This is a genomic window from Pseudoxanthomonas composti, assembly GCF_004122095.1.
Taxonomy (GTDB): domain Bacteria; phylum Pseudomonadota; class Gammaproteobacteria; order Xanthomonadales; family Xanthomonadaceae; genus Pseudoxanthomonas_A; species Pseudoxanthomonas_A composti.
Genome location: NZ_SAWZ01000004.1, coordinates 332,197 through 354,271, shown reverse-complemented (window position 1 = coordinate 354,271; position 22,075 = coordinate 332,197). Strand labels below are relative to the sequence as shown.

At 69.4% G+C, this 22,075-nt stretch carries 15 protein-coding genes; 7 read left to right on the top strand and 8 right to left on the bottom strand.

Features of this window, described 5'->3' with window-relative positions; all coding sequences use genetic code 11:
- Window positions 1-61: 61 nt before the first annotated feature.
- Window positions 62-997, bottom strand: coding sequence for a LysR family transcriptional regulator (locus EPA99_RS09975; RefSeq protein WP_129471060.1), 936 nt, complete (start codon window positions 995-997; stop codon window positions 62-64).
- 226 nt (window positions 998-1,223) lie between these two features.
- On the opposite strand from EPA99_RS09975, the gene EPA99_RS09970 reads away from it, so the two are divergent.
- Together EPA99_RS09970 and EPA99_RS09965 are read left to right on the top strand one after the other, a co-directional pair.
- The gene (locus tag EPA99_RS09970) at window positions 1,224-2,438 is read left to right on the top strand and encodes an MFS transporter (RefSeq protein ID WP_164978623.1); all 1,215 of its coding nucleotides are present in this window, start codon (window positions 1,224-1,226) and stop codon (window positions 2,436-2,438) included.
- Window positions 2,438-3,715, top strand: coding sequence for an SGNH/GDSL hydrolase family protein (locus EPA99_RS09965; RefSeq protein WP_129471059.1), 1,278 nt, complete (start codon window positions 2,438-2,440; stop codon window positions 3,713-3,715). The genes EPA99_RS09970 and EPA99_RS09965 overlap by 1 nt, the downstream gene beginning before the upstream one ends.
- A gap of 91 nt (window positions 3,716-3,806) precedes the next feature.
- Here EPA99_RS09965 and EPA99_RS09960 read toward each other — a convergent pair whose 3' ends face one another.
- Complete coding sequence (locus EPA99_RS09960) at window positions 3,807-5,180, bottom strand: hypothetical protein (RefSeq protein WP_129471058.1); 1,374 nt, start codon at window positions 5,178-5,180, stop codon at window positions 3,807-3,809.
- 159 nt (window positions 5,181-5,339) lie between these two features.
- On the opposite strand from EPA99_RS09960, the gene EPA99_RS09955 reads away from it, so the two are divergent.
- On the top strand, window positions 5,340-5,912 hold the full coding sequence (locus EPA99_RS09955) for a hypothetical protein (RefSeq protein WP_129471057.1): 573 nt from the start codon (window positions 5,340-5,342) through the stop codon (window positions 5,910-5,912).
- Window positions 5,913-6,143: 231 nt separating this feature from the next.
- A complete protein-coding gene (gene acpA, locus EPA99_RS09950) occupies window positions 6,144-7,814 on the top strand; it encodes an acid phosphatase (RefSeq protein WP_129471056.1) in 1,671 nt (556 codons plus the stop codon).
- Window positions 7,815-8,101: 287 nt separating this feature from the next.
- Here acpA and EPA99_RS09945 read toward each other — a convergent pair whose 3' ends face one another.
- Entirely contained in the window at window positions 8,102-8,500 is a 399-nt protein-coding gene (locus EPA99_RS09945) for a winged helix-turn-helix transcriptional regulator (protein WP_241688350.1), read from the bottom strand.
- Between the two features lie 89 nt (window positions 8,501-8,589).
- On the opposite strand from EPA99_RS09945, the gene EPA99_RS09940 reads away from it, so the two are divergent.
- Complete coding sequence (locus EPA99_RS09940; protein ID WP_129471054.1) at window positions 8,590-9,321, top strand: SDR family oxidoreductase; 732 nt, start codon at window positions 8,590-8,592, stop codon at window positions 9,319-9,321.
- Window positions 9,322-9,817: 496 nt separating this feature from the next.
- On the opposite strand, the gene EPA99_RS09935 is transcribed toward EPA99_RS09940, so the two are convergent.
- Together EPA99_RS09935 and EPA99_RS09930 are read right to left on the bottom strand one after the other, a co-directional pair.
- Window positions 9,818-12,391: a TonB-dependent receptor gene (locus tag EPA99_RS09935; RefSeq protein ID WP_241688349.1), complete on the bottom strand. Its 2,574-nt coding sequence runs from the start codon at window positions 12,389-12,391 to the stop codon at window positions 9,818-9,820.
- 427 nt (window positions 12,392-12,818) lie between these two features.
- Complete coding sequence (locus EPA99_RS09930) at window positions 12,819-13,715, bottom strand: LysR family transcriptional regulator (RefSeq protein WP_129471053.1); 897 nt, start codon at window positions 13,713-13,715, stop codon at window positions 12,819-12,821.
- A 182-nt stretch (window positions 13,716-13,897) separates the two neighbouring features.
- Here EPA99_RS09930 and EPA99_RS09925 point away from each other — a divergent pair, with 182 nt between their 5' ends.
- Window positions 13,898-15,100 (top strand): MFS transporter, encoded by a 1,203-nt coding sequence (locus EPA99_RS09925; protein ID WP_129471128.1) that lies wholly within the window; start codon window positions 13,898-13,900, stop codon window positions 15,098-15,100.
- A gap of 81 nt (window positions 15,101-15,181) precedes the next feature.
- On the opposite strand, the gene EPA99_RS09920 is transcribed toward EPA99_RS09925, so the two are convergent.
- Complete coding sequence (locus EPA99_RS09920) at window positions 15,182-17,149, bottom strand: S8 family peptidase (protein ID WP_129471052.1); 1,968 nt, start codon at window positions 17,147-17,149, stop codon at window positions 15,182-15,184.
- 97 nt (window positions 17,150-17,246) lie between these two features.
- Window positions 17,247-19,679 carry a YadA family autotransporter adhesin gene (locus tag EPA99_RS09915; RefSeq protein ID WP_129471051.1) on the bottom strand — a complete coding sequence of 811 codons (2,433 nt, stop codon included), beginning with the start codon at window positions 19,677-19,679 and terminating at the stop codon, window positions 17,247-17,249.
- 129 nt (window positions 19,680-19,808) lie between these two features.
- Here EPA99_RS09915 and EPA99_RS09910 point away from each other — a divergent pair, with 129 nt between their 5' ends.
- A complete protein-coding gene (locus EPA99_RS09910) occupies window positions 19,809-21,221 on the top strand; it encodes a sensor histidine kinase (protein WP_241688348.1) in 1,413 nt (470 codons plus the stop codon).
- Here the strand turns inward: EPA99_RS09910 and EPA99_RS09905 are convergent.
- Window positions 21,202-21,927, bottom strand: a complete 726-nt coding sequence (locus EPA99_RS09905) for a response regulator transcription factor (RefSeq protein WP_241688347.1) — start codon at window positions 21,925-21,927, stop codon at window positions 21,202-21,204. The genes EPA99_RS09910 and EPA99_RS09905 overlap by 20 nt on opposite strands.
- Window positions 21,928-22,075: the final 148 nt, after the last annotated feature.

Sequence of the window (22,075 nt, the reverse complement as noted above, 5' to 3'; positions counted from 1 at the left end):
CCGATCTTGCGCTGCAATGTCGCGGTTGTCGCTGGCGATCAGAAACCGAACGTGGAGGCGGTCACTGATTGCCTCGGCCGGACGCGAAAGCGATACGCTCCCAGGGCGGTGGGTCGCCCAGCTTGTCGGCCAGGAATTCCACGAAGCGCCGCACCCGCGGTGGCGGCAGCCGCGTCGGGGTGACCGCGCTGATCTGGGTGGTGGGCGGCCGCCAGTCCGGCAGTACCACCACCATGCGGCCTTCGTGCAGGTCCTGGGCCACGTGCCAGATCGAATGCACGCAGATGCCCTGCCCGGCCAGCACCGCCTCGCGCAGCACTTCGCCGAAGTTGCTTTCGAAGCGGCTGGCCATGCGCACCCGCACCGTCTGCTGCTGCGGCCCGACCAGGGTCCAGGTGTCCTGGCGCCCGTCGCGCCCCATCAGCAGCACGCCGTCGTGCCCGGCCAGCTCGTCCGGGGACCGCGGCGTCCCGCGCTGGCGCAGGTACTCGGGCGAGGCGCACAGCACGCGTTCGTTGGAGGTCAGCCGCCGTGCCACCAGCCCCGAGTCGGGCAGCGCGCCGATGCGGATGGCCAGGTCGAAGCCTTCCTGGACCAGGTCCACCAGGTCATCGCTCAGATGCGCGCTGATGCGCACCTTGGAGTGCAGGCGCTGGAACTCGGGCAGCAGCGGGGCCACGTACACATGGCCGAAGGAGGCCGATAGCGTGACCCGCAGGGTGCCGGAGACCTGCTGGGCGCTTTCGCGCAGCTCCTCGCCCAGCACTTCCAGGTCCTGCACCAGCGCGCGGCCACGTTCGGCCAGGGCCTGGCCCTCCGGCGTGGGGTGCAGGCGGCGCGTGGTCCGGTGCAGCAGGCGCACGCCCAGCCCGCGTTCCAGCCGCTTGAGGCGCTGGCTGGCCACAGCCACGGACAGGTCCAGGCTGCGCGCCGCGGCGCTGATCGACCCCAGATCCAGCACCTTCAGGAACAGGGCGATGTCGCCGACGCGGTCCATGAAATTCTCAACGGATCATTGAAAGTCATTCAGGATATTAGCGGTTTTTCTAAGGATCTCAGCCGGGCAGGCTGTGTGGCCTCTCCCACGTCCGATCGCCCCGGGCTGTCCGCGTGCTTCCACCCGAACCCATCCCCCCACCCTTGCCACCCGGCTGGGCTCGGTGGGACGACGGAGCGAGGCGTGCACCGGCCCGTGGCGCTTCGGCCCCGTCCAGGATCCTGCCATGTCCTCCCTGTCCTCTCCTCGCAGCCACCGCATGCCGGCGGCGCTGTACGCGCTGACCATCGGCGCCTTCGGCATCGGCACCACCGAGTTCGTGCTGATGGGCCTGCTGCAGCAGGTCGCCACCGACCTGGGGGTGTCCATCCCCGCCGCCGGCATGCTGATCAGCGGCTATGCGCTGGGCGTGTTCGTCGGCGCGCCGGTGCTGACCCTGGCCACCGCCAGGCTGCCGCGCAAGGCGGTGCTGGTCGCGCTGATGGGCATCTTCACCCTGGGCAACCTGGCCTGCGCGCTGGCGCCGGACTACACCACGCTGATGGCCGCCCGCGTGCTGACCTCGCTGGCCCACGGCACCTTCTTCGGCGTTGGCGCGGTGGTGGCCACCTCGCTGGTGCCGGCCGAGCGCAAGGCCTCGGCGATCTCGATCATGTTCGCCGGCCTGACCGTGGCCACCCTGCTCGGCGTGCCGGCCGGCGCCTGGCTGGGCCTGCAGCTGGGCTGGCGCGCGACCTTCTGGGCGGTGGCGGCCATCGGCGTGGTCGCCCTGGCCGTGGTCGCGCTGTGGGTGCCGGCCTCGGCCGGCGCCGGCCAGGCGGTGCACTGGCGCCAGGAGGTGGCCGTGCTCGGCCGCGGCCAGGTGCTGCTGGCCCTGGCGATGACCGTGCTCGGCTATGCCGGCGTGTTCGCGGTCTTCACCTACATCCAGCCGCTGCTGGTGCAGGTCACCGGCTTCAGCCAGTCGGCGGTCTCGCCGGTGCTGCTGGTGTTCGGCGTGGGCATGATCATCGGCAACCTGCTGGGCGGACGTCTGGCCGACCGGCGCCCCACCCCGGCGCTGCTGGGTTCGCTGCTGGCGCTGGCCCTGGTGCTGGGGCTGATGGCCTTCGCCCTGCACTCGCAGGTGGCGATGATCGCTTTCGTCGGCCTGCTCGGCGTTGCTGCCTTCTCCACCGTGGCGCCGCTGCAGCTGCGCGTGCTGGAACAGGCGCAGGGCGCGGGCCAGAACCTGGCCTCCAGCCTGAACATCGCCGCCTTCAACCTGGGTAACGCCCTGGGCGCCTGGCTGGGTGGGGTGGTGGTGGCTAGCGCGCTCGGCCTGCCGGCCACGCCGTGGGTCGCTGCGCTGGTCACCCTGACGGGCCTGGCCATCGCCTGGTTCAGCGTGCGAATGGAGCACGCCGTCGACACCGGGCACTGCGCCGGGGAGCTGCGCTGATGTCCTCCCACCTTCGCAATGGGCTGCTGGCCCTGTGCCTGTGCGCGCCCGCCACATTGCAGGCGGCGCCTGCGGACCGATGGGTCACTACGTGGTCGGCCAGCCCGCAGCCACGTTGGGATGGAGCGTTCGCGCTGCCCACCAAGCTGCCTTATCACCTGTGGAACCAGACCGTTCGCCAGGTGGTGCGCGTCAGCGTCGGCGGCAAGCGCCTGCGCGTGGTGCTGTCCAACGCCTACGGCGACGCGCCGCTGGTGATCGGGGCGGCGCATCTGGCCGAGGCGGCCGCAGGCGCCTCGATCGTGGCCGGCAGCGACCGCGTGCTGCACTTCGATGGCCAGCCGTCGATCACCATCCCCGCCGGTGCGAGCTGGGTCAGCGACCCGGTCGCGCTGGACGTAGCCGACGGCGGACGGCTGGCGCTCAGCCTGTACCTGCCCCAACCCACGCCGCCGGCGACCTTCCATTGGGAGGGGCTGGAGCAGGCCTGGTTCGCCGAGGGCGATGTCACCGCCGCCGCACGCCTGACGACGACTGGCGCGGCCGAGGTGAGGCTGTTCGCCACCTCTGTGCAGGTCCAGACGGAGACGCCGAGGCTGGTGGCCACGCTGGGCGATTCGATCACCGATGGCGCCGGCTCCACCGCGGGCGCGGACCATCGCTGGCCGGACTATCTGGCCCAGGCGCTGGCCAGGCGCGGCATCGCCGTGGCCAATGCCGGCATCTCCGGCGCACGGGTGCTGTCCACGCTGATGGGCGAGAGCGCACTGGCGCGACTGGACCGCGACGTGCTGGCCCAGCCCGGCATCGAGACCGTGGTGCTGCTGATGGGCATCAACGATATCGGCTGGCCGGGCAGCGCGCTGGCGCCGGAGGCGCCCCCGGTCGAGACTACCGCGCTCATCGGCGGCTACCGACAGTTGATCGCACGCACCCATGCGCGCGGAGTGCGCATCGTCGGCGCCACGCTGCCACCGTTCGAGGGCGCGCTGGTCGACAGCGCGATCGCCGGCTACTACAGCGCCGACAAGGAGCGCGCGCGACAGGCGGTGAACCGCTGGGTCCGCCAGGAGGGGGCATTCGATGCAGTCGTCGATCTCGACCTGCTGCTGCGCGATCCGGCACGGCCCGCGCGCCTGCTGCCGACTTACGACTCCGGCGATCACCTGCACCCGGGCGATGCCGGCTATGCGGCGATCGCACAGGCGGTCGCCACGGTGCTGGCCGATCTGGACGCGCATGCCACCACCGCTCCCACGCCCGGGGAGCGACGTTGAGGGACGCGCGTCGATGCCGGGCTTCTTGCCGAGCGGGGTCCACTGGCCGCGCCGACGCCCCGCACGCCGCACAGGCGCCGGCAGCCGCCGGTTAAAGCGGCACGGATCTGCGCTGGCGTTCGCCCCTGGCCAGGCCCGTGAACACCACGCTGGTATGTTCGGCATCCCATCGCAGCGGCGCTCCGGTGTATGGATCGGTCAGCGGCGAGGCGCGGATCGCGGCGGCGGCATCGGCCGGTGTAACGCCCTGCGTGCGCAGTGTCGCGGCAAGCAACGCGGCACGGCGTGCGCCCTCCAGGTCGGCGGCCCGCGGTAGATAGTCGATGTAGCTCGGCTTGGCGATCTCGATGGAAACATGGCCAACCGGGTTGTACGGGTGCAGCAGGACCCGAAGTCCGGAGCCACCGGTGTCGCGCCGTCGCTCCAGTACATCCGGCATCTGGGTCAGCTCGGCGACGTCGAAAGCGCGTGCCATCTCCAATAACGATGCCGCGTAGAGATTACTGGTGGCCTGGGGTTGGAAAAGTGGCCGCATCAAATGGTCGGCCAGCGCCCCATCCGTCAGCGACTCGGTCACGACAAGACCTTCTCCACGAAGAATTGCTGCATCGCTCCAGCGATGCTCGCCCGCCAGTGCACGGAACATCGCACGCTCCTCGCGGGCAATCGGCTCCCGCCACGACGCGGGGATCGCTTCATGCTGCAGTTCCGCCGGCAACGCACGCAGGGCCAGGCTTCCGTACGCGAAATTCCGGTCCACCGCCGCGGCGGCAATCACCTTGGTGATCAGCAGACTCGACGAACGTAGGACTTCGCGCCAGAACCGCAGGTCCCGCTGCAGGTGATCGCGTACGACGCGAGCATCGCCTGCTCTGCCTGCGCGCCAGGCTTCCAGCAGATAAAGCTCCTGCCCGTGCATCAGATGCTGGTAGGCAGGCAGCGGTCCCGAGATGTTGGACGGGACGACTTCGCGCCATCGGGCGCGTTGAATCAGCTGTCGATACCGTTCGAGCAGCCAGCCTTCTGAGCGCATCCAGACGTCGAGCGTGTCGGTTGAGCGTTCAAGAAGCACGGCGCAATCGGCGCCACCGCGCTTGCAGGCGCTCTCTAACAGGGACACCACTGCGGGTCGTTCGGCAACGTAGTGGTTTCGTTCTCCTGGAATCGACAGACCATCATGATCTCGGTCAGTTGCCGTCAAACTCTCCAGATAAGCACGACGCTTGGCACCCTGCGCCAGCGGGTCCTGGTCAGCCGCCACCACCAGGCCAAGCGCATAGACGTAGCCGTTGTCCGCATCGACCACGGGCGGCGACTCCAGCAGTGTCCGCAGTGTGGCGACATCGCCGGACGGCGGCTCGTCGGACCAGTTGATCGCCAGCAGGGCCAGATACAACAGGACGGCCAGCGACGCTGCGCCTAGGACGAACCATGCCAAGCCACGAAGAACACGTGTGATATCCATCTCAACTCCTGGATTCCTTGACTGAGCATAGCCGATGGCCACGCACCTGCTGGCCGCTGACTCAGTCTTTCGCTTGACAGCGCCTTGACATGAGCGGACATTCGTTGTGCGCGCCCCGTTCGGAGCGCCACCTCCTCCATGGATGCCAAGGAGTCGCCAATGAAAAGAGTCATTCCGGTGTTTGCAGTGTCCGCCCTGCTGCTGGGTACCGCAGGTCACGCGCAAGGTGCAGAAATTACAATGGGCTATGCGCAGCCGAACGTGCTGCCTGTGCTCGTCTCTTTCGACCGCCAAGGCGAGGTCGCCTCGGTCGTCCCCTCCGAGCGGCTGACGCCAGCGGTACAGGACCAACTCGAGCGGAATCTACGAGAGTCGATGGAAGCGGTTGCCACCACGCAGGACCGCAAGGCCTCGCAGCTGATGGTGCGGATGACGTTCCAGGCTACGCAACGGGTCGACGGAGATTACGACGGTCGTTTCGTGTACTTGGACGCGACACCAGTTCCGCCAGGTGCCTGGGCGTGGCGGCGTGCCGGTACGCGCTATGCGCTGGTCGACGACGCGCCTACCAATGACATCGCCACGCGCCCCGGCCAACGTCGTTCCGGCGTTGTTCTGGTCAACGGCAAGCAGCAGGAGCCGGTGACGCCTCGCGTCCGCGAGAGCGCGCCCCCGCGAAGCGATCGAGGAGCGCCTGTCCCCAATGCGATGCGGTCCTCGCGCGACGGTTGAGCTGGCAGGTCGCTGTTTTGGAAGGGCGCCGTGGATTCGGCGCCTTTTTTTGTTCTAGCGCCCACCCGATGCCTGTCGAGGCGTGCGAAGGAACTGACGCTCCGCAAGGTTCTGGCACCGGCGCATCCATGACCTTCGTGCCTGACAGCTGACATGTTTGTTGGGCACACTGTGGGGCGCGTACCGCGATGACTTCGCGATGCGCGCTTGTTCTCCACAGCAGATGCCACGATGAATTCGCACGACAACGGTTCCAGCCCTTCCGATCCGCAACGCCGCCGCCTGCTCGGTGGCCTGGCCGCCGGCAGCGCCGCGCTGGGGCTGGCAGGCGAGGCCACGGCGCGTGCGCCGGCCGGCAAGCACACCGCGACCCGCACCCCCGTCACCGATGCACAGCTGCGCGAGCACGTGCACAACGTGGTGGTGCTGTACGCGGAGAACCGCAGCTTCAACAATCTGTTCGCCGGCTTTCCCGGGCTGCAGCAGCCGCTGGAAGCGCTGGAGCCGGCCCGCCTGCAGCAGCGCGACCGCGACGGCACGCTGCTGAAGACCCTGCCGCCGATCTGGGGCGGGATGGTGCCTGACAAGCAGGTCGTGGACCACAACGAATACCTGATCAAGGAAGATGCGATCACCGGCTTGCCGAACGCACCGTTCGCGCTGAAGACCGCCGAGGGCGAGCCGCTGCCGCACGGGGTGGTCACGCGCGACCTGACCCATGAGTTCTACCGCAACCAGATGCAGATCAACGGCGGCCGCAACGATGGCTTCGTCGCCTGGGGCGACAGCGGCGCGCTGGTGATGGGTCACTACGGTCAGTCGGCGGTGAACCTGCGGCTGTGGCGCCTGGCCGAGCAGTACACGCTGTGCGACAACTTCTTCATGGGCGCCTTCGGCGGCTCGTTCCTCAACCACCAGTACCTGGTCGCCGCGCAGCCGCCGTTCTACCCCGACGCGGACAAGAGCCCGGCGCGGCTGAACATCGCCATCACCGCCAACGGCAAGCCTGATGGCACCACGCTGATTCCCACCGAGTCCAGCCCGGCCAGCGCGATGGACGGCGTGGCCAAGTTCACCTCGCACTCCACGCTGACCCCGGACTTCTTCACCGTCAACACCATCGGCCCGCCATATGCGCCGGGCTTCAACGTGGACAAGGCCAATCCGGCGCTGGCCGATGCCAGCAGCCCCAACACCTGTCCGCCGCAGCGGCACAAACACATCGGCGACATGCTCAGCGCCAAGGGCCTGGACTGGGCCTGGTACGGCGGCGGCTTCCAGGCCGCGCTGGATGGGGCCGGCGACAACGGCCAGTTCCCCAGCCGGCCCAACTTCCAGGCCCATCACCAGCCGCTGAACTACTTCGCCAGCTTGGCCCCGGGCACGCCGGCGCGCGCGCGCCACCTGCGCGATGGCGGCGTCGGCGAGACCGCCAAGACCAACCGGTTCATGGCCGATGCCGCCGCCGGCACGCTGCCGCCGGTGGCCTTCTACAAGCCGCAGGGCAACCTCAACATGCATGCCGGCTACTCCGACGTGGAGGCCGGCGACCGCCACCTGGCTGCGATCGTGCACGCGCTGCAGGCCAGCCCGCAGTGGAAGCACATGGTCATCGTCATCACCTTCGACGAGAACGGCGGCTGGTGGGACCACGTGGCCCCGCCCAAGGGCGACCGTTGGGGGCCGGGCACGCGCATTCCTGCGCTGGTGATCTCGCCCTTCGCCAAGCGCGGCCACGTGGATCACACGATCTACGACACCGGTTCGATCGCGCGCCTGATCACCCGGCGCTGGGGCCTGGAGAAGCTGCCTGGCTTGAAGCTACGCGAGGAGGCCATGGTCGCTGCCGGCGGCCCGCCGCCGGGCGACCTGACCGGCGCGCTGGACTTCAGCCAGGGGTGAGGCAGAACGTCCACGCTACGGCGTGGACGCCCAGTCCTTCGACCAGCTATGTTGAGCAGTCGCACGGCGCGGTGCGCGCTCGGGCAGCAGGTGATCCGGCGTTGGCTGTGGGACGGAATGCTCAGGTCGGCAGCGCCATCCACTTGCCCTCGCCGGGCGCTTGCCATCGGGAAAGCGCCGATCCCAGTCGGGATGAAGCCGGCGCTCATCTGCCGCTGCTTCGGCTCCGTCGCCCCTCCGGCAAAGGGCACGCATGGCGTGCCCACAGCGCGTGATCGTCCCCTGCGCTATGCCACAGGCTGCAGTTCGCGGCGCGCATCGAAATCGTGCTGCGCCTGTTGCAGCGTCGGGCCGTGGGTCACCGCCCAGGCATAGAGCGTCTGGAACGGCTCGCGTAGGGAATGGCCCAACGGGGTGATGGTGTACTCCACGCCGATCGGCGTGGTGGGGATGACCCGGCGCGTGACCAGGCCGTTGCGTTCGAGCCGCTTGAGGGCATCGGCCAGGGCCTTGTGGGTGATGCCGTCCAAGCGGCGCATGAGCTCGTTGAACCGCGCCGGCTGGGGGCACAGCACCGTCAGGATCAGCACCGACCACTTGTTGGTGATGTGCTCCAGCGTGGCGCGTGCCAGCTGTACGTCGCTCAGGTCCAGCTCGTCAGCGTTGCAGGGGTCGATAGGGTCCACGATATCTGATCACCATCAGGTGCGTTCTTGATCGTAAATATAGTCCATATATCTTGTGGCGACCATTCGAACACAACGGAAAGACCCACATGGCAAGACTGCAGGACAAGACCGCGCTGGTGATCGGTGGGGCCAGCGGCATCGGCGCGGCGATCGCGCAGCGCTTTGTCGCGGAAGGCGCGCGCACCTGGATCACCGGGCGCAATGCGGAGCAGACCGAAGCGGCCGCGGGGCAGATCGGGACAAGCTGCCATGCCGAGCGCGCCGACCCCGGGGTGCAGGCGGACCTGGATGCATTGCGCGAGCGCCTGCGCGCGCAGGGCGTGCAACTGGACACGCTGGTGGTCAACGCCGGCATGTCCGGGCCGGCCGCATTGGGCAGCATCACCGACGCGCATTTCGACGGCATCTTCGGCCTCAACGTGCGCGCGCTGGTGTTTACGGTGCAGACCCTGCTGCCGCTGATGCGCGAGGGCGGCAGCATCGTCCTGGTCGGCTCGATCGCCGACATCAAGGGCATCCCGGCCTACAGCATCTATGCCGCCAGCAAGGCGGCGGTGCGGTCCCTGGCCCGCAGCTGGACGGTGGAGCTGGCCCCGCGCGGCATCCGCGTCAACGTGGTCAGCCCGGGCCCGACCGATACGGCAATGATGGCCGCCACCAGCGAGGAAGTGCGCGCTGCGCTGGTGGCACCGATCCCCCTGGGGCGCATGGGCCGTCCGCAGGAAGTGGCTTCGGCGGCGCTGTTCCTGGCCAGCGAGGACGGCAGCTATGTCGCGGGCGCGGAGCTGTGCGTGGATGGTGGGATGGCGCAGATCTAGGGGTTCTTCTTTCGATATCGAACGCCAGTCGTAGGTGCGTGGCATCTTGGCTTCGGAAGGGCAGCGGTCCGGCGGGCGGTGGCCGCTGTTCGCTCGGTCAGGGCATCCTGCCCTGACTCGCGCGCTCGGCTCCTGCCTCGCTTGCCGCGGCCACCGCCCGCCGGACCGCTGCTGCACGCGTCAGATTGGAAGCCTTCGTTCGCCGAAGTCCAACTCCATCAGGTGCCGTGCCTGGCCCTGAGCCGGGGACGGCGGAAAGCGGGCCATGGATGGCCCGCGGCGGCGAGTCAGCCAGGGATGGCTGACCGAGCCGAGGAGCCGTTCCCGGCTCAGGGCCAGGCTGCGTGGCGAAGTCGGCTTTTCGCGATGGCGTACATCGCCCTGGAAGGGCTGCCCGCTCCCACTAGTTCGGCGATGCACGTTCTTTTGGTGTCACCTAGGTCCATAGGCAATTCAAAGGTGCGCATTGCGACTTCGGGCAACAGCGGCGCGGCACTCAGAAGTGGTAAGTCACCACCAGGCGCGTGTTGCGCTCGTAGATCGGACGGCCATAGATCGGCTCGCGGGTGCCCTGGCCGCTGATCGTGTCGGTGCGCGGGTTGCCCTCGGTCAGGGCGAAGGTATTGGTCAGGTTGTCCACCGCCAGCTGCACGTCCCATGCGCCGCTGCGCACCAGGATGTTGGCGGCCAATGTGTCGTAGGCGGCCAGCTCGGTGGTGTTTTCCAGGTCGGCGTAGCGCTTGCCCACGTAGGCGTAGCGCAGCGAGGTCTCCCAATCCAGCGCGCCGGTGCTGAAGAACACCGTGGGGCTGAGGTTGCCGTACAGCCGTGGCTGGCGATTGGGCATGTTGCCTTCCACGTCGACGATGGCGACCGCGCCGTTGTCCACCACCTCGGTCAGGTCCGAGACCTCAGTGCGGTTGTAGGTGACGTTCGCATCGAAGCGGAACCAGTCGTTGGGCGTCCATACCGCGGCCAGCTCGATGCCGGGATTGGTGACGCTGCCGCGATAGTCCTTGGATTCGGCCGCACCGGTCACCGGGTTCACCGCGCTGGTGCCGATGTTGTAGGGGTCGTACTTGGTGTAGAAGGCGGTGGCGAACACGTCCAGCGTGTCCAGGTTGAGCTTGCTGCCGAGTTCGAACTGTTCGGCGGTGGGAATGTTGACGTTGCCGGCGTTGGCGCCTTCGCTGGGCGCGCGGTGCGCACGCGAGACGCGGCCGTAGACGCCCACCTTGTCGCTGAGGTCGTAGTTGAAGCCCGCCGTCCAGTTGGTGACGCCGACATCCAGCGCGCTGGGCGTGCGCGCGCCGGTGAGCAGCCGGGCGGCATCGTCGGCCAGCGTATCGGCCATGCCCAGGTTGCCGGTGGCGCGATTGGCCGCCCAGGCACGATAGCGATAGCGCTCATGGCGCACGCCGCCCTCCAGGCGCAGCGCGTCGGTGACCTGCCAGGTATCGGCGATGTAGGGCGCCAGCATGCTGGTATAGGCCTTGCCCTGCGAGCGGTCGGCACCGTAGATCACCACGCCGTCCTTCGTCACCCCACCGACCACGTTGCCGGCGGCGTCGTAGCCGAGCAGGTCGATCATGCGCGGGTTCTGCCGCATCTCGAACAGGTAGCTCTGGTAGCGCGAGTCGTAGGCGCGCGCGTAGTACGCCGTGTACAGGCCCAGGGTGATGTCGTGGGTGTCGCCGCCCCAGTCGAAGCCGCGGGTCATGCGCAGGTCGTCGGCGACCGAATCGGCGCGCACGTTCATCGCGCGGTACTGGCCCTGGATCACCAGCCCGTCGGTGCTGGCCGGGTCGAACGCCGCACCGGTGGCGGTGTAGACATAGCGCAGCGACGCCAGGCCCGGGAACGCCGCGGCGGCCGCGGCACGGCGGCTGTTGGCGTAGGCGGTCGCATCCTGCGGCGCGTTGCTGGAGTACAGCGCATCGAAGGTCATGTCCAGACGGTTGATGACGAACTTGTTGGAGAGGTTCCAGCCGTTGTCGAAGGCCAGGTCCAGATTCGCGCCAACGTGGTTGAACTTCATGTGGCGGCCATCGGACAGGTCGCGCAGCTCCCGCTGCGGTCGGCCGTTGGCATCGCTGGAGATGATCTCGGCCCGCTCCAGTGCCGAGGTGCTTAGCGTGCCGGTGAAGCGATCGATCAGGTGATCCAGCGAGCGTGAGGTATCGCGCGGGTCGTACAGCGGGATCGGCATGTAGAACGCGTTCCTGTCGTCCAGGTGCTTGAACGAGAACGTCAGCTTGCCGGCGTCCAGGGTGTGCATCAGGTTGACGCGGAACTGCCCGCCTTCGTCGGCGGGAAAATCCACGTCGCGATAGCCATCGTTGCGGCGCACGAAGCCACCGGCGGCCAGGTACCAGTCCTGGGCCAGCTTGCCCGACCAGTAGCCGTCCAGCCGGTACAGGCCGGTATCGCCCACGGTGGTGCGCACCGCGCCTTCCGGCGTCTCCCCGCCCTGGCGGGTGACGAAGTTGACGATGGCCGCGGCATTGGAGGCGAAGATCGGCGAGGGGCCGCCGCGCACGGTTTCCACCGACTCGGTCATCAGGTCCGGGCGCACCAGGCCTTCGGTCTTGTAGAAGTAGCCGTTGTTGTCTGGATACGGGCTGATGCCGTCCTCCTGGATCACCGCGAAGGAGCCTTCGTCGGGAATGCCGCGGATGCGGTAGACGTTCTGCACCTCGCCGCCGGTGGACTCGGCATAGATGCCGGGCATCGAGCCGATCAGGCTGGCCAGGTTGAGCGGGGCGAGCTTGTCGATCTGCTCGGCGGTCATGGAGGTGATCGCGTAGGAGGCTTCGAACTGGCTCTGCGCCTGGCCGGCGCCGGTGACGATCATGCGGTCCAGCGAGAAGATGCCGTCCTCGCCGCGGCGCGCTCGCGCGTCGGTGGCCGCGGTGGCCCCCGCCACATCGGTCTGCGTTTCGTCCTGCGCGATGGGAGCTTGCTGCGCGCTGGCGGCCTGGCAGCAGAGCGCCAATGCCAGCGCGGAGGCCAGCGGCGCACGGGCGGGGTGAAGCAAGCGGGCAACGGCCCAGGCAGGCATGGCGATCATGACGAATGTGTCCATCGGGGGGAGGGCACGTTGCAGTTTGGGGACAACGTGTTGCAGTGCGGTTGCATCGATTGAAATGGGCCCTTTCGGACTTTTGTCACTCACTGTCTGGATCGGCAGAACGCGCTGCAACGGATGTGGCTGCAATGGAGAGCCGCTCCCCCAGTTTCTTCCTGAGGGCATCTGCCCTGATGCGGTACTGGCAGTCGCTTCCCAAACGGAGCGCCCAAGGTGACATCGGTCCATGGCGACCTCGCAGGTGCGCGATGCTGATCACGAGGCGCGCGTCCCGATGCACGCCAGGCGCTGCGCGATTGATGCCTCTTGCGCCCTGTCAGCGGCAGGACGAGCGCGGCAGAACGGGCACGCGCACCGAGCAGCAATGCGTGCATCGACGCACCGACCAGCGATGCAGCGACGCAGCGATCTAGATGGCCAGATGCTCCTGCGCCAGCGACAGCAAATGGCGCAGGACCGGCGAGGATTCCGCGCGTTCGGGCAGCGCGGCCAGCGCCAGTCGCGCCACCGGCACCAGGCCTTCGATCTCCAGGTAGCGCACGCCCGGCAGTTGCACCTGCTCGGTGGAGGCCGGTACCACCGAGACGCCGAGCGCGGCCGCCACCAGGTTGACGATGGAGGACATCTGCGGCGCCTCCTGAGTGATGGCCAGGCTGAAGCCGGCCTGCCGGCACACCTGCAGGATCTCGTCGTAGAGGCTGTTGCCGAAGCTGCGCGGAAACAGGATGAAGGGCTCGCCGGCCAGCGCCGACAGCGGCGCACGCGCATGCGCGGCCAGCCGATGCGCGGCGGGCACGACGATGCGCATGGGCTCGTCAGGAAACTTCAGCAGCTGCAGCTCGGTTGGAGTGCTGACGCTGTAACGGATGAAGGCCGCATCCAGGCGGCCCTCCATCAGCGCGCGCAACAGGCCGGCGGTATTGGTTTCCTCCAGCGCCAGCTCCACCGCCGGCCAGGCGCGGCGGTAGTCGCGAATCAGGGCGGGCACCAGCGGATTGAAGGCGGCCGACGCGGTGAAACCCAGTCGCAGGCGCCCGCTTTCGCCCCGGGCGGCCCGGCGCGCGGTGTCGGCGGCACGGTCCACGTCCACCAGCACCCGCCGCACTTCCACCAGGAAGGCCTGGCCAGCGTCGGTCAGGCGCGCGCCCTGCGGCGTGCGCACGAACAGCCGGGTGCCCAGCTCATGCTCCAGCGCCTGGATCTGCTGGCTCAGCGGCGGCTGGCCGATGCCCACCCGGGCCGCGGCGCGGGTGAAGTTGCCCTCCTCGGCCACGGCCAGGAAGTAGCGCAGATGACGCAGCTCCATGCTTATTCCATATGCCAAACAGATGGCACCTGCCAGCATCATATATTGGACTGGCGGTCGGGCCCGGCCGGATACTGCGCGCCCGCCCCCGCCAGCCCCCGCGCGCCATGCCCCGGCCCCCCGCCACTGTGTTGCCCAGCTCCGCGACCGCGTCCGCCGCCAGGGAAGAGGCCGACCTGTCGATGTGGCGCGTGCGCCTGGCGCTGTTCCTTGCCGGCTTCGGCACCTTCTCGCTGCTGTATTGCGTGCAGCCGCTGCTGCCGGCCTTCGCCGCCAGCTTCCACGTCAGCGCGGCGGCCAGCTCGCTGCCGCTGTCGCTGGCCGCAGGCGGGCTGGCCATCGCGATCTTCTGCGCCGGGGCGGTCTCGGAGACCCTGGGCAGGCGTGGGCTGATGTTCGCCTCGATGGCGATCGCCGCGGTGCTCAACTTCATCGCCGCCTTCATCCCGCACTGGGAAACGCTGGTGATCGTGCGCACGCTGTCCGGCGTGGCCCTGGGCGGGGTGCCGGCGGTGGCCATGGTCTACCTGGCCGAGGAGCTGCCGGCCAGCAAGCTGGGGGCGGCCACTGGCCTGTACGTGGCCGGCAATGCCTTCGGCGGCATGATGGGCCGCATCGGCATGAGCCTGCTGAGCGACCGCTACGAGTGGCGCACGGCGCTGGCGGCGATCAGCGTGATCGACCTGCTGTGTGCCATCGGCTTCGTGCTGCTGTTGCCGCGCTCGCGCCACTTCGTGCGCAAGGCCGGCATCAACCTGTCCTACCACCTGCGGGCCTGGGGCGGGCACCTGCGCGATGCCAACCTGCCATGGCTGTTTTCGATCCCGTTCCTGCTGATGGGCACCTTCGTCAGCGTCTACAACTACGCCGGTTTCCGCCTGGGCGGGCCGGAGTTCGGCCTGAGCCAGAGCCAGATCGGCCTGATCTTCTCGGCCTATGTCTTCGGCATCGTGTCCTCCTCGGTGGCCGGCGCGGCCTCGGACCGCTTCGGCCGCGGTCCGGTGGTGGTGGCCGGCACCGGATGCGCGCTGCTCGGCCTGCTGCTGACCCTGGCCGGGTCGCTGGCGCTGGTCATCGTCGGGGTGGTGGTGCTGACCATCGGCTTCTTCATCGCGCACTCGGCCGCCAGCGCCTGGGTCGGGCGGCTGGGCGGTGCGCACCGCAGCCACGCCGCCTCGCTATACCTGCTGGCCTACTACACCGGCTCCAGCGTCATCGGCTCGATCAGTGGCTGGTTCTGGGAGCACGGCAGCTGGTTCGCGCTGGTGGCCTTCTGCGCCGCGCTGCAGGGCATGGCGCTGTATGCCGCCCAACGCCTGCGCCGCCGCGCCGACGATTCCCGGCCGTACGGGCGTTTCGCCCCGCACCCGCCGCGGGGAGAGTGAGGGGCCGGCCCGCTGTCCGGACCGGCCGGTCCGGACGGCATCCCGTTGCAGGGGCCGCCCGGTCCGACGCGCGCAGGTGCTTCAGTAGGCCGAATAGGTCGCAGTCAGGCTGATGTTCTTGTAGCCCCCGGTGCCGCCGACCAGGCGTATGAAGTAGCTGTCGGACATCGGCAAGGCGGTCTGCACGTTCTGAGTGGTGCCCGCACGCACCGAGCTGACGTCGGCATCACGGCCATCGATACTGGGCGCGCGCGTGGCGCGCACGTACATCTTCACCTGGCCGCTGCCGCCCAGGGTGCGGATCTGCAGGTTGCGCGCATTGGCGGGCACGTCGATCCGGAACAGCTGGGCGCCGCCTTGCGCCGCGCTTTGGCGGCTCAGCACCTGGCCCTTGCTCAGCATCACCGCATTGACCTCGTCGCCACCGCCGGCCAGGCCTGCGGCGCGTGCCACGGCCTTGCTGGCGTCCAGGATGCCCGCGCCGATGCGCAGGGTCGGCTTGATCGGGAACACGTTGGAGGTCTGCGTCAGGATTTCACGGATCTGCTGGGGAGTGGGGATCGGTTTGCCGGCCGAATAGGCGGCACTGATGACCAGGGCCGCGACACCGGCGGTGTGCGGGGCGGCCATCGAGGTGCCGGTGTAGCCCACGTAGGCCGGATCGCCCGGTCCGTGCGTGCCTCGGTTCAAGGTCGACCACACAAAGCCGGCGCGCGGCCTGGTGCCGGTGCTCGGGTCGTCGTTGGTGTAGCCGCCGCCGCCCGGTGCGGACAGGGTGATGGTGTTCCCGTAATTTGAGTAATAGGCGCGCTTGCCGGTGATGCCGGTGGCCGCGACGTTGATCACGCCCGGGCAGCTGGCCGGGGTGTAGGCACTGGCATCGTTGTTGTCGTTGCCGGCCGCCACCACCACGGTGGTGCCGCGCGCGATGGCGTTCTTGATCGCCGTGGCGGTGACGCTGTCGGCGGCGCAGCTGCCATAGCCGCCCAGGCTCATGTTGATCACTTCGGCCGGATAGCGGTTGTCCGGCACGCCGTCGACGTGTCCGCCCGAGGCCCAGGTGATCGCATCTGCGATATCGGCCGTGGTGCCGCCGCAGTGGCCCAGCGCGCGCACCGGAAGCACCTTGGCCTTGGGCGCCACGCCGATCATGCCCACGCCGTTGTTGGTCAGCTCGGCCACGGTGCCGGCCACGTGCGTGCCATGCCACGAGCTGTCCGACTGCTCGTAGCTCTGCGCGCAGCCGCCGTTTTCGACCAGGTACTTGTCCTCGCTGGTCCAGTCGCCCAGGTCCCAGCCACCGGCGGCGCGACCGTCGCTGGCGCGCCCGGACATGAAGCCGCTGCTGATGAAGTCATAGCCTGCATCGGCCAGCGACGTATCCAGGTCCGGATGCGCGGTGATGCCGGTATCGATCACCGCCAGCACCACCCCTTCCCCATCGCCGTGCTGCCAGGCCGGGATGGCGTTGATGCCACCCCAGTTCGGGAAGTTGACGGTGCTGCCGTCGGCTTCGGTGTACTCGGCATGGCCGTCGGCCGCGCGCATGTGCCATTGCACGACGGCGCCTGGATCGTTCGGCGACTGACCCGGTGGCAGGATCGCCTGGGCGGTGGCGCGGATCGGCTTGAGCAGCAGGTTGGGCTCGACATGGGCCACGGCAGGGTCGGCGCGCAGGGCCTGCATCAGGCTGTTGAGCTGCTCCTGGTTCAGCGCGCGTGCCGGGCGCACCAGATCGGCGCCGGTGGCGATCCGGCGCACCCGGTTCAACGCTGGCGGCGCCTGGCGGAACTGCACATTCCACTGGCTGCGCACGGCGGTGGTAGCCAGTGCCGAGTTCAAGCGGGCGGCGGCAGCCGTGGCGCTGCTTCGCTCACTGCTGCCGGTGCGATAGGTGACCAGCAGACCGTCGTAGGCGGCGACCGGCTCGCTGGCCACGCCGGTCTGCAGGGTGCCGAAACGCGAGACCTGCGCCATCGCGGGGCAGGCCGCGGCAGCCAGGGACAGCGCCAGCACGCTGCGGCGGAGAGAGGTGGACTTTGGGTTCATCGTGGGCCTCGCAGGGAGCGGCCGCTGCGTCGCGGCCGGTTCGAAAACAGGAAGGGTGTGGCGAAAGGACAGCAGCGCGATGTGGGAGCGCCCGTGCTTACAGGTCGATGCCGAAGCCGACGCCGGCGGACCTGTCGCTGCCGCTGAATGCACCGCCGATGCTGAAGGAGGCGCGCTCACCGATCGCCTTGGCATAGCCCACCGACAGCGCGCTCTGGCCGTTCTGCCAGCCGGCGCCGGCCGCAATGCGGCCATTGGCGCTCCTTGAGCTGGCCGCGTTGATGGCCATGTTCATCATCGCCGAGCCCATGGCGCCCATCCGGTCGATGCGCCTGTCCTGCGCGGACAAGCGGTGGCCGAGGTTGTCGGTGAGTTGAGTGAAGCGATCGTCCATGACGGTCACCTGTTGGTCGGTGTAGGCCTTGGCGGTAGCCAGGGCCCGCGCATCGCCGGCCTGCATCTGGCCGACATTGGCCGCATCGGTGGCGGCGGTGCCGGCGGCGACATTGGTGATGCGGCGCTCGCTGCCGGCACGGCCCACCGAGACAGTGTTGGCCTGGTCGGCGATGGCGCCCTGGCCCAGCGCCACCGCGCCGCTGGCCGTGGCCGAAGCGCCCTGGCCGAGCGCGGTGCCGGACGCGGCGTCGACCGCGGCGCCCTCGCCGATGGCCACCGCATTGGTGGCCTGGGCAGCGATGCGGGTATTGGCACCGACCGCGGTGCTGCCATCGGCGTTGACCTTGGCGTTGCCGCCGATCGCGGTGTCGTTGGGCCCGGCCGCATAGGCATCGCCACCCACGGCGATGCCGTTCTGGCCGCCACTGGACGCGCCGGCGCCGATGGCCACGCCATTGCTGCCCTCGGCCACGCTGGCACCATCGGCGCTGCCGCCGCCGACCGCCACGCCGCCGGCGCCGCCGCCGCCCGATGTTTCCAGCCAGGCCAGACGCTGGGACAGGCCCGAGAACGCGCCATCCAGCGCAGTCAGCGCATCGCCGACGTTGCTGTAGCCGACGCCCTGCAGGGCGTAGCGTGGCAGCACGAAGCCACCGGCCGATGAGTAGGCTGCGCCACCGCCCAAGGCCGTGGCCATCTGGCCCATGCCCTGCACCGTCGCGCCGCCGGCCAGGATCAAGGTATCGGCCACCGCGTGCAGCTGCGAGAGGTTGACTGCATCGGTGGCTTCGGTGCCGGCGGCGAGGTGGGTGAGCTGGCGCTCGGCACCGGCCACGCCGATGGCCACGCTGTTGTCGCGGTCAGCGAAGCTGCCGGCACCCAGGGCGACGCTGTTGACGCCGGTGACCGCACTGTTGGTGCCCAGCGCCAGCGCGCCAGCACCCAGCGCGCTGGCGCCGGAACCGAACGCCGCCGCACCCAGGCCCGACGCACTGGCGATGTAACCCACCGCGGTGGCCTCCTCGCCATCGGCGAAGGTCTGCGCGCCCAGCGCGGTGGCATTGTCGCTGGTAGAGATGGCCTGCGCGCCCAGGGCGGTGGCGTACATCGCATCGGCGTGGCTGTCGAAGCCCATCGCCACGCCGTAATCGGACAGCGCCCAGGAGCCTGCGCCCACGGTCACCGAGCCCAGTCCGTTGGCCTGCGCCGACACACTGGCGTTGCTGGCGCCGATGGCCACGCTCTGCTGGCCCTGCGCCAGTGCCCCCTCGCCCAGCGCGGTGCCGCCATCGCCCGAGGCGGTGGCGTTGTAGCCCAGGGCCACGCCGGCGAAGCCTTCGGCCAGACTGAAGGTGCCGATCGCCACGGCCGCGTCGTTTTCGGCCCGGGCGGCGTAGCCAAAGGCCATGGAGGCCGCGGCGGTCGCAGCGCTGGAGCTACCGAAGCTCGTCGCGTACTGCGCCTGCGCGCTGGCCGAGCTGCCCACGGCCACGGCCCCGTCTTCCATTGCGGTGGCCGACCAGCCCAGGGCGGTGGCGTTGTTGCCTGCGGCCTCGGCATAGGCACCCATGGCCACCGCACCGAAACCGGTGGCACGCGCGCCATCGGAGTCGCCGAAGGCGCTGCCGAAGAAGCTGCCGCCGATGGCCACGGCCGACTGGCCGGTGGCCTGTGCGCCGTCGCCCATGGCGATGGCGGTGTTGCCCGCGGTGACGTTGTGGCCGATGGCGATGCCATAGGCATCGGTCACCGTGGCCCGTGAACCGATCGCCACGCCGAAGTTGCCGGTGGCCTCGGCGCTGGCGCCAACGGCCACGGCGTTGGTGCCGGTGGCCATCGCATCGTCGCTGCCGTCGCCGGCGCCGCTGGCGGCGAAGTAGCTGGAGCCAACCGCGGCCCCCTGGACGCTGTCCTGCTCATCGGCCTGCGAGTTAGCGGTCGGCGCCGCCGGATCGGCCTGGCTCGCCTGGGCGGCGGGCTGGGCCTGCGCATCGATGGCGGGCGTGGCGGCGGCGACCGGCAAGGCCAACGAGAGCAGCAACGCGGCCGTCAACGGACTGCAAGACACGGCGCGCAGGATGCGAGGGGACGAAGTGCGCCCACGGCGCAGGGACGGCGTGACAAGGCTGGGCATGGTGGTCGGTCCGGAAGAGGGAGTGCGCGCCGGCTCCCCGCACGGCACGCGTGGATGGATTTACCGACAGCCGCCGCGCGCGCTCAATGCCGGCAATCTCATGGCTGGCTCACGCTAGACTCACGGCCCATGGGAATCTCCGACGCCAGCCGGTCCTGGCGCCTGCCCTGGCGCGGGCCGCGCTTGCGTCAGGCCATGGCATGGCTGCGCAGGGTGCCGGCCGCCGATCCGATCGATCGTCGCAACGCGCCGGCGTTGCAGGTGCTTCTGCTCTTCCTCGGCGCCGAGATCCCGCTCAACAAGGCCTACCACCTGCTGACCGCCGGGCGGATCCAGATGGATCCCACGCAGCTGGCCGTGGACATCGGTACCGATGCGGCGATGACGCTGGCGGCCTGGACGGGGGTGTGGCTGATCCGGCGCGGCAAGGTCAAGCCGGCCACGGCGCTGTTCATCGGCGTCACGCTGTGCTCGGGCATCGCGGCCAATATCGCCTTCGGTTACCAGCTGCAGGCCTTCGACCCCTATCCCATGATGCTGCTGACCCTGGCGGCGCTGGTGATCGGGCGCTGGGCGCTGTGGTCGGTCTATGTCTGCATCCCGCTGATGTTCTGGCTGGGCATGGAAAGCCCGGAAGGGCAGGCGCCCAATGGCTCGGGCAACCCCTTCCAGAACCTGCCTTCGCTGGCAATGAGCTATTTCATGATCACCTTGGTGCTGGACCGCACCGTGGAGGCGCTGCGCGAGGGCCTGTTCAGCGCCCGCCGCTCGGCCGAGCGGCTGCGCCTTGAAATGCGCGAGCGCGAACGGGTGCAGGCGCGGCTGCTGCACCTGCAGCGGATCGAGTCGGTGGGCCAGCTGGCCAGCGGCGTCTCGCACGACTTCAACAACATCCTCGGCGCGATCATCGGCTACACCGCCCAGCGTCATCGCCTGCATGAGCTGGACTACGACCCGGCCACGGATGCCCCGGCCATGGCCCAGGCGCTGGAAGGGGTGGAACTGGCCGCCCAGCGCGGCGTGGCGATCAGCCGCAAGCTACTGAGCTTCAGCCGGCGCGAGCTGGCCGTGCCCAGCGACTTCGACGTGGCCGCGGCGCTGAGCGAGCTGCAGCCGATGCTGCGGCAGCTGTTCGGCAGCTCGGTGGCGGTCGAGCTGAGCACGCCGGCCCTGCCCTGCGTGGTGCACCTGGACCGTGCGCAGTTCGACCTGGTGATGCTCAACTTCGCGGCCAACGCGCGCGATGCCATGCCCGACGGCGGGACATTCTCGATCCAGGTGGGGCTGGAGGAGGGTCAGGTGGCGCTGCGCCTGTCCGACACCGGGGTGGGCATGAGCGCGGAGGTCATGCGCCAGGCCTTCGAGCCCTTCTTCACCACCAAGCCGGCCGGCCAGGGCACGGGCCTGGGCCTGGCGGTGGCGCAGGAGTTGACCCAGCAGGGAGGTGGCAGCCTGTGGGTGGACAGCGCGCCGGGCCAGGGCACGCGCTTCACGCTGCGGCTTCCGCAGGCCGCCGCGCCGCTTACGGGCCCTGCGGGTTGAACAGGTAGCCGGCGCCGCGGACGGCGGTCAGGGGCAAGGCCAGGCCGGCGCGCTCCTGCACCTTCTGCCGCAGCCGGTGCAGGAGCGCATCGAGGCGGTGCGGGTCGATCTCCAGGCCCAGCTCGCCACCGAGGGTAGCCAGCAACGACTCACGCGAGACCAGCTTGCCGCGCGTGCGCCATAGGCACAGCAGCACCCGGCGCTCGGACTGGGTCAGGGCCACGGCCTTGCCCTGCGGCGAGAACAGGCACCAGCCGTCGTCCTGCAGCTGCCAGGCCGGCGTCCCGTGATCCGACGTGACCGCTGGCCGCGACAGGCGGCGCGCCACGCTGAACAAGGTCGCGGCCAGCATCTCGATCTCCACCGGCTTGGTCAGGTAGGCGTCGGCGCCCTGGCTGAGGCCACGCACCCGGTCCGGCGAGGTGTCCCGTCCGCTGAGGATCACGATGCCCATGCCGGGGCGCCCGGCCTGCAGCTCGCGCGTCAGGCTGAAGCCATCGCCATCGGGCAGGCCGATATCGAGCACGATCAGGTCGAAGCTGCCCTGGGCCAGCGCCGCCTGCAGCTGGGCCGCCGTGCGCATCGGCACCACCTCGAACCCATGACGCGCCAGCCCGGGAAGCAGCACGCGGTCGCGCAAGACGTCGTCGTCCTCCAGCAGCGCCAGGCGCAGGGGCGCGATCGAAGCGGTAGCGGGCGATGGCACGGGCGAACTCACGTGGACGACAGGGTTTCGATGCGGCGGTGAACGGACGGCACACGGCCTCAAGGCGCTGTGCGCCCCGCATCCTGCGGGTCGACCGGAGTATCACGGATGGGCTGCACGGGAGCAATTGACCATCCCGCCCGACGGC

Excerpts from the sequence above, each read along its gene's own strand:
- EPA99_RS09965 (WP_129471059.1), top strand. The coding sequence starts at position 2,438 with ATGTCCTCCCACCTTCGCAATGGGCTGCTGGCCCTGTGCCTGTGCGCG.
- EPA99_RS09925 (WP_129471128.1), top strand. The coding sequence starts at position 13,898 with ATGTGGCGCGTGCGCCTGGCGCTGTTCCTTGCCGGCTTCGGCACCTTC.
- EPA99_RS09915 (WP_129471051.1), bottom strand. The coding sequence starts at position 19,679 with ATGCCCAGCCTTGTCACGCCGTCCCTGCGCCGTGGGCGCACTTCGTCC.
- EPA99_RS09940 (WP_129471054.1), top strand. The coding sequence starts at position 8,590 with ATGGCAAGACTGCAGGACAAGACCGCGCTGGTGATCGGTGGGGCCAGC.
- EPA99_RS09970 (WP_164978623.1), top strand. The coding sequence starts at position 1,224 with ATGTCCTCCCTGTCCTCTCCTCGCAGCCACCGCATGCCGGCGGCGCTG.
- EPA99_RS09960 (WP_129471058.1), bottom strand. The coding sequence starts at position 5,180 with ATGGATATCACACGTGTTCTTCGTGGCTTGGCATGGTTCGTCCTAGGC.
- acpA (WP_129471056.1), top strand. The coding sequence starts at position 6,144 with ATGAATTCGCACGACAACGGTTCCAGCCCTTCCGATCCGCAACGCCGC.
- EPA99_RS09910 (WP_241688348.1), top strand. The coding sequence starts at position 19,809 with ATGGGAATCTCCGACGCCAGCCGGTCCTGGCGCCTGCCCTGGCGCGGG.
- EPA99_RS09955 (WP_129471057.1), top strand. The coding sequence starts at position 5,340 with ATGAAAAGAGTCATTCCGGTGTTTGCAGTGTCCGCCCTGCTGCTGGGT.
- EPA99_RS09930 (WP_129471053.1), bottom strand. The coding sequence starts at position 13,715 with ATGGAGCTGCGTCATCTGCGCTACTTCCTGGCCGTGGCCGAGGAGGGC.
- EPA99_RS09935 (WP_241688349.1), bottom strand. The coding sequence starts at position 12,391 with ATGATCGCCATGCCTGCCTGGGCCGTTGCCCGCTTGCTTCACCCCGCC.
- EPA99_RS09920 (WP_129471052.1), bottom strand. The coding sequence starts at position 17,149 with ATGAACCCAAAGTCCACCTCTCTCCGCCGCAGCGTGCTGGCGCTGTCC.
- EPA99_RS09975 (WP_129471060.1), bottom strand. The coding sequence starts at position 997 with ATGGACCGCGTCGGCGACATCGCCCTGTTCCTGAAGGTGCTGGATCTG.